Origin of the sequence: Pseudoxanthomonas sp. CCNWLY206-1 (assembly GCF_039710385.1) — a bacterium.
In the GTDB taxonomy this organism is placed as follows: Bacteria; Pseudomonadota; Gammaproteobacteria; order Xanthomonadales; family Xanthomonadaceae; genus Pseudoxanthomonas_A.
Window position 1 is genome coordinate 328,484 of record NZ_JBDKXI010000003.1, and the last position, 18,729, is coordinate 347,212.

Genomic DNA, 18,729 nt, shown 5'->3' on the forward strand with positions numbered 1-18,729 from the left:
CCTTGGGCGCATCCGTCCGCCACGGCATCCGTCTAGAATCTGGCCATGACCAATCAAACCGACCCACGATGGGATGGCCTGATCATCGGCGCGCATTTGGCGACGCTGGCGGACGATAGCGGCTATGGCGTTATCGAAAACGGCGCCTTGGGCTGGCGCGACGGCGAATTGCAGTTTGTCGGCCGTGCGGCCGATCTGCCCGAGGAGCCTGCAGCATTGGCGCACGAAGTAGTGCAAGCCGATGGCGAATGGCTGACGCCCGGGTTGATCGACTGCCATACCCACACCGTCTTTGCCGGCGACCGCGCGGGCGAGTTCGAGCAGCGCCTGCAAGGCGCCAGCTACGAAGACATCGCCCAAGCCGGTGGCGGCATCGTGTCTACGGTGCGTGCCACTCGAGCAGCCAGCGAAGACGACCTGTTCGCGCAATCGCTTCCGCGCGCGCACGCGTTGGTGGCCGATGGCGTGACCACGCTGGAAATCAAATCCGGTTACGGCCTGGATCTGGAAAACGAACGCAAGATGCTGCGGGTGGCGCGGCGTGTCGGCCAAGCGCTGGATATCACCGTCACAACGACGTTCCTGGGGGCGCACGCACTGCCACCCGAATTCGCCGGCCGCCCCGACGACTACATCGCCGCAGTCTGCCAGTGGCTGCCGCAACTCCATGCGGAAGGCCTGGTGGATGCGGTTGATGCTTTCTGCGAACGCATCGGTTTTTCTCCCGAACAAACACGGCGCGTCTTCGAAACCGCACGCGGTCTGGGCCTGCCGATCAAGCTGCACGCCGATCAGTTGAGCGACAGCGCGGGTGCGGCTTTGGTGGCGGAATTCGGCGGATTATCCGCTGATCACGTCGAATACACTTCGGAATCCGGTGTTGCCGCAATGGCGGAAGCAGGTGTCGTCGCGGTGTTGCTGCCCGGCGCGTTCCATGTGTTGCGGGAAACTAAATTGCCGCCGTTGGATGGTTTCCGTAAACACAACGTCTCTATGGCGCTTGCCACCGACTGCAACCCCGGCACCGCGCCGCTGCAATCGCTGCGACTGGCCATGTCGCTGGCGTGCACGCATTTTCGGCTGACTCCTGAGGAAGCATTGCGTGGCGCGACGGTGCACGCCGCGCGCGCGCTGGCGCTGGCCGATCGCGGTGTATTGCAGCAAGGACGACGCGCCGATTTCGTTCGCTGGAAGATCACTCAGCCAGCGCAGCTTGCGTATTGGCTGGGCGGTAATCTGGTGGCTGGCGTCTATGCCGCCGGCAAGCGCGTTGATGTTACGTCGCACTAGAGCGTTCCGGCGCCGAGGGTTTCTCGGTTCAGTAATATCCCGCCGTCCCGGCGCAGACCGGGATCTAGCGACTTCTGCCATCTGAAGCGTAAAACACTGGGTCTCGGCCTTCGCCGGGACGACGAAGGTGATTTTTAGCCTACAAACAAAAACCCCGGCATAGGCCGGGGTTTTGCGATGGCAGGCCCGACGGCCGGCGCGGCGAAAGGCTCAGCCCTTGGCAGCAGCCTTCTTGGCCACGGCCTTCTTGGCCGGTGCCTTCACGACGGCCTTCTTGGCGGCGGTAGCCGTGGCACCCACGCCTGCCTTCGCCACCACATGCTTGCGCGCATTGCCGTAGCTGGATACGTAGCGCTTGCCCTTGGCGGTTTTGCGGTCGCCTTTGCCCATTGTCGTTCTCCTGAATTGATGAATTAAGTCCGCCAGGTTCTGCGGCGCTTGCGAAGTTTTTCGCTCGCCAGCGCCCTGCGCGAAGGCGGAAAGCCTATCACAGCGCGGCCTGAAAGCCTTTAGCTACGGGCTAAAGGCCGCCGGCCATGGCTGAAAACCTTTGTTCGCCTGCCGCAGCGTGAGGAATGCTTGCGGTTAGTGCGCGCAGCTGGCGTCGTGGATATGCCAGTGGTTCAGCCGCAGGTTCACCAAGTGCGCCAGCCCGACCAGCGTGCCGCCGATAGTCATCACGATAGCGTGCGGGACCAATGCCTGATGCAGCGGTGCGTACAGTACGCCCGCCCAGAGTGCCGCCAAACCGAACAGCAGCATGCCCAAGGCACGGAAAACCCGGTGCCGGCGATAGCCCCAGATCATGCTGAAAAGCCCCAGCACCGTGACGAACGTGACGAACCCGCGCTCGAAGCTGTCGCCCAGCCAGACCGACAGGCCCAGCGACGGAATCGCCGCCAGCAGCAACGGCGTGAGCGCGCAATGCAGGGCGCAAACGATGGAGCCGGTGGCGCCGAAGCGGTCGAGCAAGCTGTTGAGATGCGATTTCATAAGCGACAAGTATGACTTCCGGGGGAGGGAAGTTCCTAGATTGGTATATTATAACATCCGTCAACCCCCTTCCCTACCGGCTGGATCTCCGAATGCCTGGACCGCACTACTCCCGTACTCGCCTTGCCCTCGCCCTTGGCCTGGCTCTCTCCCCCGTGCTGGCACTCGCTTCGCCTGTCGACGCCGGTGCCGATGCCGCCAACCCGCCAACGGACAACCGGCATCCCACCGATACAACCGACCGGCACGTCAAGGACCTGAATGCGGTGGTGGTCACGGCCAGTCCGCTCCGCGATACCGCCGAGGCGCTGAGCAAACCTGCCGAGATCCTGACCGGCGAACGCCTGGATGAAAACCGCGCCGCCAGCCTGGGTGAAACCATCTCCAGCCTGCCGGGTGTGCAGAGTTCCAATTTCGGTCCCGGCGTGGGCCGCCCCATCTTGCGCGGCCTGGATGGCCCGCGCGTGGAAGTGTTGAGCAACGGCATGGCCAGCGAAGACGTATCGACCGTCAGCCAGGATCACTCGCCCGCCGTCGAACCTTTCCTGGCCGATCAGATCGAAGTCCTGAAGGGTCCTTCCACCCTGCTTTACGGCAGCGGCGCCATCGGCGGCATCGTCAACGTGGTGGACGGGCGTATCCCGGAAACCGCTATTGAAGGCGGTTTCAGCGGGCGCGCGGAAATGCGCTTCGACACCGTCAACGACGGCAACACCGATATGTTCCGAGTCGACGGCGGCAACGATAAATTCGCGCTGCATGCCGATGGCGTGTATCGCAACAACAAGGATTACGACATTCCCAACGGTGGCAAACAAGCCAACACTTTCATCGACACCAAGACCGGTGCGGTGGGCGGCTCGTTGTTGGGTGACTGGGGTTTCGTGGGCGCATCGGCATCGCGCTACGAGAACGACTACGGCAACCCTGGCGAACCTGGCGACCTGGCTGCGGGCGAACGCGGCGTATGGCTAAAGATGCGCCAGAACCGCTACGACCTGAAAGGCGGTCTGACCGATCCCTGGGGCGAAGGCAGCAGCCTGCGCTTCAGCTTTGGCCACACGGACTACAACCACATCGAATTCGAAGGCGAGGAACAAGGCACTGTCTTCGAGAAGAACGCCAACGAAGGCCGCGTGGAAGCGGCGTTCGCCTGGGGCACTGGCTGGAAAGGCGCCGCCGGCGTGCAGGGCAGCGACACCACGTTCAAGGCGATCGGCGAAGAAGCTTTCGTGCCGGAAACCAAGACTCGCTCGCTGGGCGTGTTCGGCGTGGCCCGCAAGAATTGGGAAGCCTTGCAGCTGGACCTGGGCGCACGCATCGACCAGGTCAAGACCGATCCGGCGAATGGCCCCGCACGCGATTTCAACCCGCTTAGCCTTTCGGTGGCAGGCGGCTGGCGCTTGAACGAACAATGGCGCGTGACTGCCAACCTGGACCATGCGGAGCGTGCACCGGCGGAAGAAGAATTGTTCTCCGACGGTCCGCACTTGGCGACGCTGGCGTATGAAATCGGCAATCCCGACCTGGACAAGGAAGCCGCCAACCAATTCGAAATCGGCTTGCAATTCCAGTCCGCGCTGGTGGACGCCAAGGTCGCTGCCTATTACAACCGCTTCAACGATTTCATCTACCTGGCCGATACCGGGGACACCTGGTATTTCGAGGAAGAAGACGAAGAACTTCCGATCCGCCAATGGACGCAGGCTGACGCCCGCTTCCACGGTTTCGAAGGTGAAGCGACTTTCCATTTGGCCGACAACGAAACCGGGGTATGGGACCTGCGCATGTTCGGCGATACGGTGCGTGGACGTTTGGCTGAAGGCGGCGGCAACCTGCCGCGCATCGCGCCGTCGCGCCTGGGCGCGCAGCTGCGCTGGGAAGCCGCCGGTTGGCGTGCTTCGCTGGGTGCCACCCGCTACAACAAGCAGGACAAAGTGGCGGCAAACGAGACACCTACCGATGGCTACACGCTGGTGGATGCGCACGTGGCCTATCACCGCGACGTGAATGACACCGCGGCATGGGAAGTGTTCCTGGATGGCAGCAATCTGACCGGCCAGGAAGCGCGCGTACACACATCATTCCTGAAGGACACCGTGGTGCTGCCGGACCGCAGCCTGTCGTTCGGCGTGCGGCTGTTTTTCTGAGGCAATGACCCCTCGCTACCAGTAGAGCCAAGCTGCGCCCCTCGTAGAGCCGAGCTTGCTCGGCTGCTCTTCGATACGCAGAGCCAGGAACGGCGGAGCAAGCTCCGCTCTACCTAAGCGCTTTCCATAGCTCACCACCAAGGCGGCTGCCCACCGGCAGCCGCCCTTCTATTGACCTATTAGGTGCATATACACATAATCCGCTCCAAACCGCTGTCCGGCCGCCCCATCATGTCCACCGCGCTCAGCCCCTGCACCTGCTTCCACCTGCGCCGGGCCACCCGCCGGGTGACCCAGATCTACGACCATGAATTGGCCGTGGTAGATCTGAGCCTCAATCAATACTCCATTCTGCGACGCACCCAGCGCGGCCCCCGCATGCTGGGCGAACTGGCCGAAGAACTTGGCATGGATCGCACCACGCTCAGCCGCAACCTCAAACCATTGCTGGACTCCGGCCTGCTCAGCGAGGCGCGTGGCAAAGACGCCCGGCAACGCCTGATCGCTCTCAGCGATGCCGGCCACGCTCGGCTGAAAGTGGCCGTGCCGCATTGGCAGCGCGCGCAACACTTGATCGATACCACGTTCGGAGCGGATGCGGTCGCGCGCCTGCACATCGAACTGGACACCCTCACCGAGCGGTTGCGTCCGCATACTGGAGAAGCTGCATGAACATCGCCTCCCCCCGTACGCCCTGGCCATTGCTGCTCGCGGCCTCCGCCATGCTGATGATCACCATGGGCGCGCGCCAGACGACTGGCCTGTTCGTCGCACCGATTCACCAAAGCACCGGAATCGGCATAGCGGCCATCAGTTTTGCGCTGGCGATAGGCCAGTTCACCTGGGGCGCGGTGCAGCCGGTATTCGGTGCGATCGCGGACAAGCGCGGCTCCACCGGAGTGCTTGTGTTCGGCGGCGCTCTATTGGCCATTGGTTTGGCACTGACGCCGCTGATGACATCGCAACTGGGATTGATGTTCACTCTGGGCTTGCTGACGGCGGCGGGTGCAGGCGCGGGCAGTTTTTCCATCCTGATCGGCGCGACGGCGCAACAGCTGACGCCGGAAAAGCGCTCGTTCGCGGCGGGTTTCATCAATGCGGGTGGTTCGTTGGGTCAGTTCGTCTTTGCGCCGCTGGTACAGCTGATGATCAGCGTGGCGGGTTGGGCAACCGCGATGTATGGCTTGGCGGTAGCATCGCTTCTGGCGATTCCACTGGCGTGGCCATTGCGGCGTAAAGTCGACACCGCTTCCAAAGGTGCCACTGCAGGCGCAACGGCGGTCGGAGAACTCACTCTGCGCGAACAGCTGCGCGTTGCGCTCCGCGACCGCAGCTATTGGATGCTGCACATCGGCTTCTTCACCTGCGGCGTGCACATCGCATTCCTGGTCACGCATCTGCCTGGCGAAATCGCGCTGTGCGGCTTGCCAGCCAGCGTTTCAGCCGCATCGATTGCGCTGATCGGCCTGTTCAATGTCGCCGGAAGCCTGGTGGCCGGTGCATTGGGACAACGCATGCGGATGAAGTGGATCCTTGCGGCGATGTACGCCAGCCGCGCCGTGATGATCGGGATATATCTGCTGTCGCCGCCCACACCGGTTACTTTCTACATCTTTGCGGCGGCGCTGGGTTTCACCTGGCTGGCCACCGTGCCACCGACAGCCGGACTGGTCGGCAAGCTGTTCGGGCCACGCTACCTGGGAACACTGTTCGGGCTAACGTTGCTATCGCACCAACTGGGCGGTTTCTTCGGTGCCTGGCTGGGCGGCGTGGCGCTGGAGAAGTTCGGCGACTACAGCTGGATGTGGTACGCGGACATGGTGCTGGCATTGCTGGCTGCTGCCGCCAATCTGCCGATCCGCGAGAAGTCGCCGAAGTTGGCGCTGACAGCTGCTTGAAGTAGCGACTGTGGGAGTGGTGCCGGCATGCCGGCATCACTCCCACAACAGCGGCTAATCACGCCGCGCAGCGCGCGCAGAGGCCGTGCACTTCCAGGGTTTGCGCCTGCGGTTGGAAACCTAGCGCCTTGGCTCGCTTTTCCAGCTGGTCCACTACTTCGCGGTCTTCCAGCTCCACAGCGCTATGGCAGCGGTCGCAGATCAGGAACGGTACCGAATGCTGTGCGCTGTTGGGATGATGGCAGGCGACGAACGCGTTGACCGATTCCAGCTTGTGCACGAAGCCATTGGCCATCAGGAAGTCCAGCGCACGGTAGACCGTGGGCGGCGCGTCGGCGCCCACGCCTTTCTTGCTGCGCACCCATTCCAGCAGCTCGTAGGCTTTCACCGGCTTGCCCGCCTCGGCGATCAGCTCCAGCACGCGGGCGCGGATCGGCGTGAGCCTCAGACCGCGCTCCTGGGACGCGCGCTCCACCGCCTTCACGAAGCTCTTGGCGTCGCTGACGTGGTGCTTGGGGTCGGTGCAAGCGTGCTTGGGACGGGACATGGCTAGGGCCTGTTAATGCTATTGGGCCTGTTAGGCGGGCTCAGGTAACTTGATAAGCGCTGCGCCGATGCGTTTCAAGGCCTCTTCGCGGCCGGCCAGGTACACCGTTTGGGAAATATCCGGGCTGACCTGGGTACCGGTGATGGCCACACGCAGCGGTTGCGCCACTTTGCCCATGCCGATACCCAGTTGCTCGGCAGCCGCGTGCAGCGCGGCGGATACCGATTCAACGCTCCAATCCGCTGCCTGGGCGAGCAGTTCTTGAGCCTTGGACAACGGTGCCTGCGCGGCAGCCGTCAGATGCTTGGCCACCGCGGCTTCATCGTAATTTTCCAATGGTTGATACCAGACCACTGCGCGCTCGGCCATTTCCTTCAGCGTCTGCACGCGGTCACGCAGAGCCACCACGACCTCGGCCGGCTGCGGCCCTTGCGCCGGATCCAGCCCCAACTTGCGCAGCTGATATTCCAGCTGCGGTGCGATGCTGGCCGGATCGTCGGTCTTGAAGTAATGCTGGTTCAGCCAGCCCAGCTTGGCCATATCCAGGCGCGCGGCCTTGGAATTGACGTCTTCCACCGAGAACAGGTCGATCAGTTCCAGGCGGCTGAAGATTTCCTGGTCGCCATGCGACCAACCCAGGCGCGCCAGATAGTTGATCAGCGCATGCGGCAGGTAACCCGCATCCTTGTACTGCATGACGTCGGCCGCGCCGGTGCGCTTGGACAACTTGGCGCCCTGCTCATCCAGGATCATCGGCATATGCGCGAACAGCGGCACCGTCGCACCGAGCGCTTTATAGATATTGATCTGGCGCGGTGTGTTGTTGATGTGGTCGTCGCCGCGAATGACATCGGTGATGCCCATGTCCAGATCGTCCACCACTACCGCGAAGTTGTAAGTGGGAAAGCCATCAGGACGGAAGATGACCATGTCGTCCAGCTCGCCGTTGCTGATCTCGATACGGCCCTTGATGCGATCTTCGAACACCACGCTGCCTTCGGTGGGATTCTTGAAACGGATCACCCGGTTTGGATCATCGCGGTACGGCAGATTCAGTTCGCGCGCACGACCGTCGTAACGGGGCTTGAGATTGGCCGCCATCGCCGCTTCGCGCATGGCTTCCAACTCTTCCTTGGTTTCGTAGGCGTAATAGGCCTTGCCGGCGGCGATCAGCTGTTCGGCCACCTCGCGGTAACGGTCGACACGCTGGGTCTGGTAGATCGGGCCTTCGTCGTAGTCCAGGCCCAGCCATTCCATGGCCTCCAGAATGGCGTCGATGGCCGCCTGGGTGCTGCGCTCGCGGTCGGTGTCCTCGATACGCAGGATGAACTTCCCGCCGCGGTGACGCGCCTCCAGCCAGCAGTACAACGCCGTGCGGGCGCCGCCGATGTGCAGATAACCGGTGGGACTGGGAGCGAAACGGGTGCGGCAGGTCATGGAATGATCCGGAATTGCTGAATAGCGCGATTTTACCTTGTTGGTGGATGAGCGGTGGGCGGGAAAAGCATTTCGCTTTTGCCCGTTCTTAAAAAAGGGGCTACGGGGGATTCGCTTTTGCTGTTGCTTCCAAAGAGCAAAAGCAAATTCCCCTTAATCCCCCTTTTCACAACGGGGGAGAAAAAGCTGCCCACTTCCCCACTTCCCCACTTCGCTACCTCCCCGCGTCCCAATCCCTTGCTTGTCGCCTCTCACTTCCCGCTTATCATTCCCCCATGACGACACTCTTCATCTCCGACCTGCACCTGGATGCCGAACGGCCGGCCATCACTGAACTATTCGGCGCGTTCATGCACCGGGAAGCGCGCCAAGCGGATGCGCTGTACATCCTGGGCGATCTGTTCGAAGCCTGGGTGGGCGACGATGATCCATCGGAAACCGGTGCTTACGTGGCCGACCGAATCCGGGAAGTAGTGAGCTCGGGCGTGCCGGTGTATTTCATCCGCGGCAATCGCGATTTCCTGGTTGGTGACGCGTTTGCTCAGCGTTCCGGCATGCGGATCCTGCCTGACCCCGCGGTCGTGATGCTGTACGGAAAGCCGGTGGTGCTCATGCATGGAGATCTACTATGCACTGATGACACTGCCTATCAGGCTTTCCGCGCGCAGACGCGCAATCCCGATTGGCAGCAGCAGTTTCTCTCACAGCCACTGGCGGCGCGGCTCGCATTCGCCGCTCAGGCTCGTGCGGCCAGCCAAGCGCGCCAGCAAGGCATGAAGCAAGAGGACAGGGCGCAGTTCGAAACGGTGACCGATGTGGCGCCCATGTCGGTGGACGCGCTGTTTGCACGCTACGGCATCGATACTCTGATACACGGACACACCCATCGCCCGGCGATTCACGACCTGAGCGTTGGCGACCGCGCTTGCAAACGAATCGTACTGGGCGATTGGTATGAGCAGGGGTCAGTGTTGCGGGTGGAACCGAATGGAATGACGCTGGAGAACTTGTAGTTCTTTCCGATCCTTGCAGGAGCGTCGTCTCGACGCGAGCTCTTTCTGACAGATCGCGAGGAACGGCGAAAAGCTCGCGCCGAGACGGCGCTCCTACAGGTTTAATGGGCCCCGGACTGCAGCGCCGCCAACTCATCCTCATCGAAGCCGGCCGCCAACCGCGCTTCCAGATTGAACGGTCCGTGCAAATAGCCGCCGGCGTATTCCTTCAGCAGTTCGCGGAAGCGCGCGCGCGGCTCCACGCCGGCGCGTTCGCAATACCAGCGGAACCAGCGCGATCCGGCGGCGACGTGCGCGATTTCCTCGCGCAGGATGAGTTCAAGAATATCGGCGGTGGCGTCGTCGCCCAGCGCGCGCAGCTTGATGATCATGCCCGGCGTCACGTCCAGACCGCGCGCTTCCAGCACACGCGGCACCAGCGCCATTCGCGCCAAACCATCGTGCGCGGTTTTCTCGGTCATTTCCCACAAACCATTGTGCGCATCGAAATCGCCGTAGTCGAAACCCAGCTCACGCAAACGATCACGCAACAAGACGAAGTGACGGGATTCGTCATGGGCGACACCGACCCAATCGACATAGAACGCGGCGGGTAACCCGCGAAACCGGTAGACCGCGTCCCAGGCCAGATCTATCGCATTGAGCTCGATATGCGCGATGGCATGGATGAAAGCCGCCCTGCCCTCCTGGCTGCCCAGACCTCGACGCGGCAGTTCGCGAGGGTGAACCAGGATCGGCCGTGAAGGGCGACCTGGCATACCAATAGGCTGTGGCGGCGGTGCGTCTTCTGGTACCGCCAGGCTAGTGTTAGCGAACTCGGCTGCATACGCCTGCGTCAGCGCAACCTTATCGTCGATCGAGGCCGCGTCCAGACAGCTGCGCGCCGCATCGAACAGATTCGGCCGCTGACCGGTGGTCGTGATACCGGGAATAAGGACTTCAGTCTTGGTAGCAACGGGTCGCATCGCTCACACGCTACTCAGGCCGAGGCCACGGTTGTGCGGACTTCAAGCGCATCCGCCGTGCGGTAAGCAGCCAGGCGCTGTTCCAGCGTGCCGGTATGCAGCTCGAACAGATGATTGTCGAAGTCATAAAAGTAAACCGACTGCCCTTCGCCTTCGATGCGGCTACGCGGCTGCCGTATTTCCACCCCAAGCGCGGACAGTTTGGCCAGATAGTCCGGCAGTTCCGCTTCCTGCACCGAGAAGGCGACATGCTGGTAGGACCTTTCCGTGGGAGGTTCTCCCTGCATCGCGGCAACCCAGGTTCCGCCCAGCACAAAAAATTTTTCTGGTGAAACCGAGTGTGGGCGAGTGCCGCTGTCGTAGACCTCCCGCGCTCCCAGGCCTTGGCACAACAGCACCGCCATGCGCTCCAGATCGCGCACGATAAAGGTGATGTGGCTGATGCCCAGCATTAGGCGCGGGTTACGACACCCGACGCTTACGCTTGGCTTCGTCTGAGCGCATGTGTTCTATACGCTCGAAATAGCCCGCTTCGATACCGGTGACGTATTCGCCGTCGAAACAGGACGAGTCGAAATTGGCCAGGCTGGGGTTGCCTTCGCGCACCGCGGCTTCCAGGTCTTCCAGATCCTGGTAGATCAGCCAGTCGCAGCCCAACAGCTTCTCGATTTCCTCGATGCTGCGGCCGTGCGCGATCAGTTCGTCCGCAGCCGGCATGTCGATGCCATAGATGTTGGGATGGCGAACCGGCGGTGCTGCCGACGCCAAATAGACCTTGCGGGCGCCGGCGTCGCGCGCCATCTGCACGATCTGCTTGGAGGTGGTGCCGCGCACGATGGAATCGTCCACCAGCAGCACGACGCGGTTGCGGAATTCCAGGTTGATGGGATTGAGCTTGCGGCGCACCGATTTCACTCGTTCGCCCTGCCCCGGCATGATGAACGTGCGGCCGATATAGCGGTTCTTGATGAAGCCTTCCCGGTACTTCACGCCCAGCACATTGGAAATCTCCAACGCGGCATCGCGCGAGGTGTCGGGAATGGGGATGATGGTGTCGATGTCATGGTCGGGGCGCAGGCGCAGGATCTTTTCGCCCAGTTTCACGCCCATGCGCATGCGGGCCTTGTGCACCGAGACGTTGTCGATCATCGAGTCGGGACGCGCGAAATACACGTATTCGAAGATGCACGGCGCGTGGCCTTCCGGTTCGGCGCAGATTTCGGAGAACAGCTCGCCGCGCGCGGTGATGACTATGGCCTCGCCCGGCTGCACATCGCGCATGCGCTGGAAACCCAGGACATCGAGCGCAGCCGATTCGGAAGCAACGATGTATTCGGTGCCTTCGTTGTTCTCGCGCTTGCCCAGCACCAGCGGGCGAATCCCGTGCGGGTCGCGGAAAGCCACCAGACCCAGGCCCAGTACGACGCTGACGACCGCATAGCCGCCACGGCAGCGCCGGTACACGCCCGCCACGGCACGGATCGCCGTCTCCGGGCTGAGCGTGCGCTGCATGTCCAATTCGTGCGCGAACACGTTCAGCAATACTTCGCTGTCCGAATCCGTATTGATGTTGCGGCGGTCCTCTGCGAATACATCCTGGCGCAATGCATCGGTATTGATCAGATTGCCGTTGTGCGCCAGCGCGATGCCATAGGGCGAATTCACGTAGAAAGGCTGCGCCTCGTCCATGCCTTCCGAGCCGGCGGTCGGGTAGCGACAGTGCGCGATACCTACGCGGCCTTCCAGGATGCTCATGGCCTTGGGATTGAAGACGTCCCGTACCAGCCCGTTGTCCTTGTGCACGCGGAGTCGCGTGCCATCGGCGGTGGCGATGCCGGCGGCGTCCTGGCCGCGATGCTGGAGGACGGTAAGCCCGTCATAAAGCTGTCCGGCAACATTCTGATTGCCGACGATACCGACGATACCGCACATGGTTTGGCGTTCTCCGCTTAGGGCTGTTTAGGCTTTGGCCTTGCCTGGCCGCTGGATTCAATGTTGGCGGGATCCGATTCGCCCGGCCTGACTTTTGCCGGATCCGGTCCGGCGGTCTCTTCCACCGAGGGCGGAAGAGGCTCAGGCTTGAGCACCTGCGACATCGTCTTCTGCAATGCCGGCAGGGAATCAACCGCCGTATTATCGCCTGTCAGCGGGGTGCTGGGCAGGTTTATTTCCGGCACAGACCAATCCGGCAGCTTGGCGCGCATCCACCCGGCGACGGGCGAGAGCAGCGGCAACACCTGCGACTGCTGCCAGGAGGGTTCACGCACCAGAGGTGTGAAGCCCATCAACAGAACCAGCACACAGGCAAAAAACGCGCCGCGCAGCACCCCCAAACCAAAGCCCAGCGCGCGATCCGTGCCGGACAGATTTGTGGACCGAACCAGCGATTTCAAGATCATTCCGATCAGGCCGACGAACACAAGAACGCCGACGAAGGTCAGCGCATAGCCGCCGAATACCTCCGAAGCGGTAGGCGTTCCATCATCCGACAACCACAGTCCGGCATCTGCACCAAACTGAAAGCTTGCCCAACCGCCTAGCAGCCAGGCGGCCGTAGAAACCACGATACCCACGAAACCACGGAACAAGCCAAGCAGCGCGGATACGCCGATGATCGTCAGTAGCACCAGGTCGATCATGTGACAGGCGTTCCAGGCGGGAATAGGGCCCGGCCGAAAGGAGCGCGCGTGCTAGCGCTGTCGTGGTTCATCATTTGCATTTCCCCTGTGCCGGTTGATATCGCTCTCTCGCCGGCTGCCGCACCGTCACGGGTGCGGGCGCACCATACCGTTGATACCGAACTTGGCCGCCACTTGCGATTTCAGCTTTTCGGCATCGGCGCGACTGGCGACGGGTCCCACACGCACTCGATTCAGCGCGCCCTTGTCGGTGCGGACTTGTTCGACGAAAGCACTGAAGCCACCGGCGCGGACCTTGTCGCGCAAGGCATTGGCATCAGCCGCATTGGCAAAGGCACCCAGTTGCACCGCAAAGCCGACATTCGAGGCAGCCGGCGTGGTGGCGGTCGCCACCGTTGTGGTAGTGGCGGGCTTCGCGGCGGGTTTGATCTCAGCGGGCTTGGTTGCCGCTGGCTTGGTCTCGGCTGGCTTTGCCGCGGTGGGATTCGTCGCGGGGGGAAGCGCGGTCGCCGCCGCCGGCTTCGCGGGCTCGGGTGGCAGTGCCTGAGTGGTTACCGTCGGTGTAGTGGCCGCTGGCACCGGCACGGAAGCGGTCGAAGCTGCGGCGGGAGCAGCCGTCGCATTCAGCACCACGACTTCGGCCTTGACGTCGTTGCGCACCTGCACTGCCCGCAAGCGTGCTGATTCGGCGGCAGCCCGGTCGGCGTAAGGCCCGATACGAACGCGATACGCCGTCTTGCCGTTGATCGTCGCCGGCTCGCGATAGCCCGGCAATTGCGCCTGCTTCAAGCGTGCGATCACCGCATCGGCATCGGCGGTGGACGCATAGGCGCCAAAACTTACCGCGAAATCACCCGCCGCGTCGGCGGCCGGCAACATCTGTCCATCTGCTGGGGGTGTGGCACTGTCGGTAGCGGGACTGGCTGGGGCACCGGCCGTGTTGGCAGGTGCTGCGCCCTCCAATCCAACGGCGCCGCTATTGGGCACATCGCCCGGCGCTACCAGCGGAAGTTCACGGGTTTCGTACTGTCCATCCGGTGCCTGGGGCACATCCAGCGGCACATCGGAAACCCCGCTGTCCGGCGCGGGTCCCTTGATCAACATCGGCAGGAAAATGACGGCCAGCGCCACCAGTACGACGGCGCCAATGAGACGCTGTTTGAGAGCAGTATCCATCCAAGTCCATGAAGCGATGCGGCAGGGGTGCCGGCGATTATACGCGGCACACGCGGACCATCCCGGTTACGGAACTGAATGCAGCGATACCAACGCCTCGGCGGCGGTATGGAACGAACCAAATACCAGCACACGGTCACCCGGCTGCGAAGCCGTGATGGCCGCCTGCAAGGCTTGCCTCACGTTGACGTGGCGCACTCCGTTCGCCGCTGCGGTTCCGGATAGGCGCGTCGCCAGCGCTTCAGCATCCTGTCCGCGCGCGCGCCCTTCCTCCAGGCCCGCCAGGTACCAATGGCGGATATTTTCTTCGAACGCGGCCACGACACCCACCACGTCCTTGTCGGACAAGGCGGCAAACACCGCCCGCGTTTCGCCTTCGCCGGCCTGCGTCTGTAGCCAGGCATTCAGTTCGCGTGCCGCTTGCGGGTTATGGCCAACATCCACCACAACTTCCACACCTGCATGCTGGAACCGCTGCAATCGCCCGGGCAACCTGGCGGCGGCCACTCCGGATGCGAACGCAGATTCCGGAAAGACCGCGTCCAGCGCACGCAATGCCGCGATCGCGGTGGCGGCATTGGCACGTTGAATGGGTGCCGCCAACGTGGGATTGGGCAGGGTCAATTCGGCGCCTACCTCACGCCAGCGCCAATGGTCCTGGTCGATGGGTTCATGGAAGAAATCGCTGCCCAAACGGATTGCATTGGCACCGATAGCGTATGCATGACGCAAGACGCTGGAAGGGGAATCGATTTCGCCCAGCACCAGCGGTTTCCACGCGCGCGCGATGCCCGCCTTCTCGTAGCCGATCTTTTCCCGGTCCTCGCCCAGCCAATCGGTATGGTCGATATCGACGGTAGTGATAACCGCCACATCGGGGTCCACCAGATTGACGGCATCCAAGCGTCCACCGAGTCCGACTTCCAACACTGCCAGGTCGAGCTCCGCGCGTTGGAACAGCCACAGCGCCGCCAGCGTGCCGAATTCGAAATAGGTGAGCTGGACGGCTTTTGCTTCCAGCACTGCCTCGGCGCCGGCTACGTCGAATACTCCGGATCTGGGCGCACAAGCGTCCGCGTCGCCGGTATTGTCCAGTCTTCGCCGCACCCTCTCCCCAACCCCTCTCCCGGAGGGAGAGGGGCTCAAACGTGCCGCTTCCACCACTTCGAACGCTTCTACCAGCTCTTCATCGGTTGCCTCACGCCCGTCTATGCGCACGCGCTCGTTGTAGCGCAACAGGTGCGGCGATGTGTAGGTGCCGACGCGCCACCCGGCTTCGCATGCGATGGATTCGATGAAGGCGACCGTTGAACCTTTTCCATTGGTGCCACCCACCGTGATGACATGCTTCGCGGGTTTTTCCAAGCACATGCGCGAGGCGACTTCGCGCACTCGCTCCAGTCCCATATCGATCGACTTGGGGTGCTGTTGCTCGATGTAGGCGAGCCAGCTATTGAGGTCTCGGTTCATGGCTCCGCCCATCGCCGTTCTTCACTGCCATGAATCATGCGCAAGTACCCGCTGCGAGCGGCTTACAGCGCTCGATGCACCGCTTCGCCAAAGAACAGCGTGTGGTGCGAGCAATCATTGAGGCGAACCACTTCCAGCCGGTCCACGTCCGGGCCTTCCAGCAAGTTGATGGTGGTGGGCGCTTGGCGGAAGCTCCACAGCTTGCCGATCGGCAAACCCAGGATGCGGCACAGCAGGACACGGTTGACGGCGTCGTGAGCCACGACCAGCAGGGTGTCCTGCTCGCCCAAGCCCTCCGCAGCGCGCGCGAAGCCCCGCCAGGAGCGCTCCAGCACCTGATCCAGCGATTCGCCGCCGGGCATCAGCACGGTGTGCGGCTCTTCGCGCCAGGCGCGCAGCCGGATGGGATCTTTCTCGTTGATCTCGCTGGCCAGCAGACCTTCCCATTCACCATGGGCGATCTCCTGCAGATCGGCGTCGGTGGCCAGCATCGATGCACGTGCCGGGCCCAGCGCCAGTTCGGCGGTGTGGCGCGCGCGCGACAAAGGAGACGCGACGGCGCGGGTAATCTCGACTTCGTGCAAACGCTTGCCCAAAGCCGCGGCCTGGGCTTCGCCGACGTGCGAAAGCGGGATGTCGATCTGGCCTTGGTAACGGCCTTCGGCATTCCACGGCGTTTCGCCGTGGCGGGCAAGCAGGATACGCATGCAGGAGGGAATCCTAGTGGGGAATAGGCCCCGCGGCTCGATACGGCGACGGGAGCGGAATGATACCGCCCTGCGCCGCGCTCGGCCCAACATCTGGCCCGAATCAAAGGGGGATTGCTCTTGTTTGCTCTTGAGAGCAGCAGCAAATCCCCCTCAAATGCTTTTCAACCGCCGAATGGCGGGTCATCCTCCTTTTAAAAAGGGGGAGGTGAAGCAAGCGGACGCTTGGATGCCGGACGTAGTCCTGATCACTTGCCGACGTTCATTTCCTTCAGCAGCTGCGGTGCCGGATAGACCTCGCGCATGATCCAGCGCAGATAACGGCCGTCCACCGAGATCATGCGGGTCATCTTGGGATCGAACACCCAGTTGGAACTCACCGACTCCCAATTGCCATCGAAGGCCAGGCCAACCAGCTTGCCGTGCGCGTCCAGCACTGGCGAACCGGAATTGCCGCCGGTGATGTCCAGATCGGACAGGAAATTGACAGGAACCGTGCCCAGGCGCTTGTCTTCCAATCCGCCATAACGCTTGGCGGCCACCGCATCCAGCAGCGTCTTCGGCGAGTCGAACGGATCCTGCCCGGTTTCCTTGGCGGCTATGCCCTCAAGCGTGGTGAAAGGGGTGTACTCCACGCCGTCCTTGGGCCGGTAGCCCGTGACCTTGCCGAAGGTGATGCGCAGCGACAGGTTGGCGTCCGGGTAGACGAATTTGCCTTGGCTCTTTTTGTAGTCCGCCAAGGCTTGCAGGTAGACCGGGCGCGCCACCAGCGCTTCGCCCGCGCGCGTCTTGCGCTCCTGCTCCAGCTTCAACAGCGTCGGCATGACTGCCACCGCGTACTGGATAGCAGGGTCCTTGCTGGCTTCGAACGCTTTGCGGTCGGCGGCAAGCCATTTCATCCGCTCCTCGGTGCTGCCCAGCTTGGTCGCCGCCAGCTTCTTGAGCGCACGATCGATCGCCTTGGAATCCTTGCCGCCCAGCCATTTATCCACTGCAGGCACTCGCTGCGATGCAGGCAACTTGAGGTACTCGCCCAGCCAATACGCTTGCAATTGCCGGTCCATCGCCGGGACGTAGCGGCGTTCCAATTGTTTCAGTCCGCCCTCGATGGTGGGCAGGTCTCGCTCTTGGAAACCGGACTCGCGTTCCGCATTGGGCTTCTCGCGCTCCACCGACAAACGATACAGCTGCGTAGCAACGCCGACCGTTCCCATGCCGTTGAACTGATTCAGTACGACGTCCCGGTCGCGGGTGGTTTTGCTCTGCTCCAGCAGTTCGATCAACTTGGCGTGAGCTGCCAGCGCCGGGGCGCCCTTTCCGCCCTGCCCTTTCAGCCAGTTCAGCACCGCCGTTTCCTCGGCCTGCTTCTGGGCGGCGGCGTCGATGCGCTTGAAGCCTTCCAACTGGCCGTCGTAGTTTTTGCTGGTGTTATTCCAGCTTGCCATGGTGCTGGCGTACTTCACCTGGATGTCGGGGTTCTTTTTGCCCGCCGCCGATACCAGCGCAATCAGCTCCTTGTAGTGTTTGGCGAGGGTGGGATAAGTCCATTCGGCGGTGTTATCGAATTCCTCAGCCAGGGCATATCGGTTGGTCGAACCCGGGTAGCCCGCGACCATCACGAAATCGCCTTCACCGAGTGGTTTATCCGCGAACTTCAGCCAATGCTTGGGACGGTAAGGCACGTTGTCCGGCGAAAACGCCGCGGGCTTGCCGTCCTTGCCTACATAGGCGCGGTAGAACGAGAAATCGCCGGTATGCCGCGGCCACATCCAGTTATCGACGTCGCCGCCGAACTTGCCCACGCTGCCCGGAGGTGCGTAAGCCAGGCGGACGTCCTTGATCTCCAGGTTGCGGAACAGCCGGTAGGTATTGCCGCCTGAAAAACTGTACAGGCGGCAGCGGAAACCTGCTTCGGCTTCACACTCGGCGATCAGTTTCTTCTCGAAAGCTTCCAGTGCCTTGGTGCGTCCCAATGCATCGTCACCGGCTGAGGCGATGACAGCCTTGGCGTCGGTCGTCACGTCCTTGATGGAATCCAGGACGTAGACGCGTGCGTTTGGTCCCGCGCTGACTTCGTCAGCCAGCGTCGGCGCATTGAAGCCATTCTTGATCAGGTTCTTTTCCGGCGTGGAATTGAGCTGAATCGCACCGTAGGCACAATGGTGATTGGTAACTACCAGGCCCTGCGGCGACACAAAGCTGGCGGTACAACCACCCAGCGCCACCACCGCTCCCATCGGATCAGCGGTCAGATCGGACAGCTGCTTGGCCGACAGCTTCAAGCCCGCCTTCTTCAAAGGACCGGCGATCTCCGGCAGTTGCTGCGGCACCCACATGCCTTCCCCGGCATGGGCGAAACCAGCAGGCATCAGAGCGGTGGATACCAGACCGGCGGCGGCAAGCGAAACGGCTAACGGATTCAAGCGCATGGACCATCCCCTGGG

General features: G+C 62.4%; 17 protein-coding genes. 5 read left to right on the top strand and 12 right to left on the bottom strand.

Translation table 11 applies throughout. The features are described from left to right. Positions 1–45 precede the first annotated feature (45 nt). A complete protein-coding gene (hutI, locus tag AADW18_RS09120) occupies positions 46–1,290 on the top strand; it encodes an imidazolonepropionase (RefSeq protein WP_337343058.1) in 1,245 nt (414 codons plus the stop codon). A gap of 210 nt (positions 1,291–1,500) precedes the next feature. On the opposite strand, the gene AADW18_RS09125 is transcribed toward hutI, so the two are convergent. Beyond that, entirely contained in the window at positions 1,501–1,680 is a 180-nt protein-coding gene (locus AADW18_RS09125) for a 30S ribosomal protein THX (protein ID WP_337343059.1), read from the bottom strand. Positions 1,681–1,875: 195 nt separating this feature from the next. Next, positions 1,876–2,283, bottom strand: coding sequence for a MerC domain-containing protein (locus AADW18_RS09130; protein ID WP_337343303.1), 408 nt, complete (start codon positions 2,281–2,283; stop codon positions 1,876–1,878). Positions 2,284–2,375: 92 nt separating this feature from the next. On the opposite strand from AADW18_RS09130, the gene AADW18_RS09135 reads away from it, so the two are divergent. The 3 genes from AADW18_RS09135 (at position 2,376) to AADW18_RS09145 (ending at position 6,331) form a co-directional block, all read left to right on the top strand. Beyond that, entirely contained in the window at positions 2,376–4,433 is a 2,058-nt protein-coding gene (locus AADW18_RS09135) for a TonB-dependent receptor (protein ID WP_337343060.1), read from the top strand. A gap of 231 nt (positions 4,434–4,664) precedes the next feature. Then, positions 4,665–5,105: a MarR family winged helix-turn-helix transcriptional regulator gene (locus tag AADW18_RS09140; protein WP_337343061.1), complete on the top strand. Its 441-nt coding sequence runs from the start codon at positions 4,665–4,667 to the stop codon at positions 5,103–5,105. Further along, complete coding sequence (locus AADW18_RS09145; RefSeq protein WP_337343062.1) at positions 5,102–6,331, top strand: MFS transporter; 1,230 nt, start codon at positions 5,102–5,104, stop codon at positions 6,329–6,331. Before AADW18_RS09140 ends, AADW18_RS09145 begins: the two co-directional genes overlap by 4 nt. A gap of 58 nt (positions 6,332–6,389) precedes the next feature. On the opposite strand, the gene AADW18_RS09150 is transcribed toward AADW18_RS09145, so the two are convergent. Next, the gene (locus tag AADW18_RS09150; protein ID WP_337343063.1) at positions 6,390–6,878 is read right to left on the bottom strand and encodes a Fur family transcriptional regulator; all 489 of its coding nucleotides are present in this window, start codon (positions 6,876–6,878) and stop codon (positions 6,390–6,392) included. Between the two features lie 30 nt (positions 6,879–6,908). Then, positions 6,909–8,315, bottom strand: a complete 1,407-nt coding sequence (gene gltX, locus AADW18_RS09155; RefSeq protein ID WP_337343064.1) for a glutamate--tRNA ligase — start codon at positions 8,313–8,315, stop codon at positions 6,909–6,911. A 275-nt stretch (positions 8,316–8,590) separates the two neighbouring features. On the opposite strand from gltX, the gene lpxH reads away from it, so the two are divergent. Beyond that, positions 8,591–9,328 carry a UDP-2,3-diacylglucosamine diphosphatase gene (gene lpxH, locus AADW18_RS09160; RefSeq protein WP_337343065.1) on the top strand — a complete coding sequence of 246 codons (738 nt, stop codon included), beginning with the start codon at positions 8,591–8,593 and terminating at the stop codon, positions 9,326–9,328. A gap of 101 nt (positions 9,329–9,429) precedes the next feature. On the opposite strand, the gene AADW18_RS09165 is transcribed toward lpxH, so the two are convergent. The 8 genes from AADW18_RS09165 to AADW18_RS09200 form a co-directional block, all read right to left on the bottom strand. Continuing rightward, positions 9,430–10,293: a ferritin-like domain-containing protein gene (locus tag AADW18_RS09165; RefSeq protein WP_337343066.1), complete on the bottom strand. Its 864-nt coding sequence runs from the start codon at positions 10,291–10,293 to the stop codon at positions 9,430–9,432. Positions 10,294–10,307: 14 nt separating this feature from the next. Continuing rightward, positions 10,308–10,745, bottom strand: a complete 438-nt coding sequence (gene fosX, locus AADW18_RS09170; RefSeq protein ID WP_337343067.1) for a FosX/FosE/FosI family fosfomycin resistance hydrolase — start codon at positions 10,743–10,745, stop codon at positions 10,308–10,310. Between the two features lie 10 nt (positions 10,746–10,755). Further along, entirely contained in the window at positions 10,756–12,225 is a 1,470-nt protein-coding gene (gene purF, locus AADW18_RS09175; RefSeq protein ID WP_337343068.1) for an amidophosphoribosyltransferase, read from the bottom strand. Positions 12,226–12,242: 17 nt separating this feature from the next. Then, entirely contained in the window at positions 12,243–12,932 is a 690-nt protein-coding gene (locus AADW18_RS09180; protein ID WP_337343069.1) for a CvpA family protein, read from the bottom strand. A gap of 126 nt (positions 12,933–13,058) precedes the next feature. Further along, positions 13,059–14,108, bottom strand: coding sequence for an SPOR domain-containing protein (locus AADW18_RS09185; RefSeq protein ID WP_337343070.1), 1,050 nt, complete (start codon positions 14,106–14,108; stop codon positions 13,059–13,061). A gap of 66 nt (positions 14,109–14,174) precedes the next feature. After that, positions 14,175–15,578: a folylpolyglutamate synthase/dihydrofolate synthase family protein gene (locus AADW18_RS09190; protein WP_337343071.1), complete on the bottom strand. Its 1,404-nt coding sequence runs from the start codon at positions 15,576–15,578 to the stop codon at positions 14,175–14,177. Positions 15,579–15,640: 62 nt separating this feature from the next. Next, entirely contained in the window at positions 15,641–16,285 is a 645-nt protein-coding gene (locus AADW18_RS09195; protein ID WP_337343072.1) for a histidine phosphatase family protein, read from the bottom strand. A 248-nt stretch (positions 16,286–16,533) separates the two neighbouring features. Further along, a complete protein-coding gene (locus tag AADW18_RS09200; RefSeq protein WP_337343073.1) occupies positions 16,534–18,714 on the bottom strand; it encodes a S46 family peptidase in 2,181 nt (726 codons plus the stop codon). Positions 18,715–18,729 lie beyond the last annotated feature (15 nt).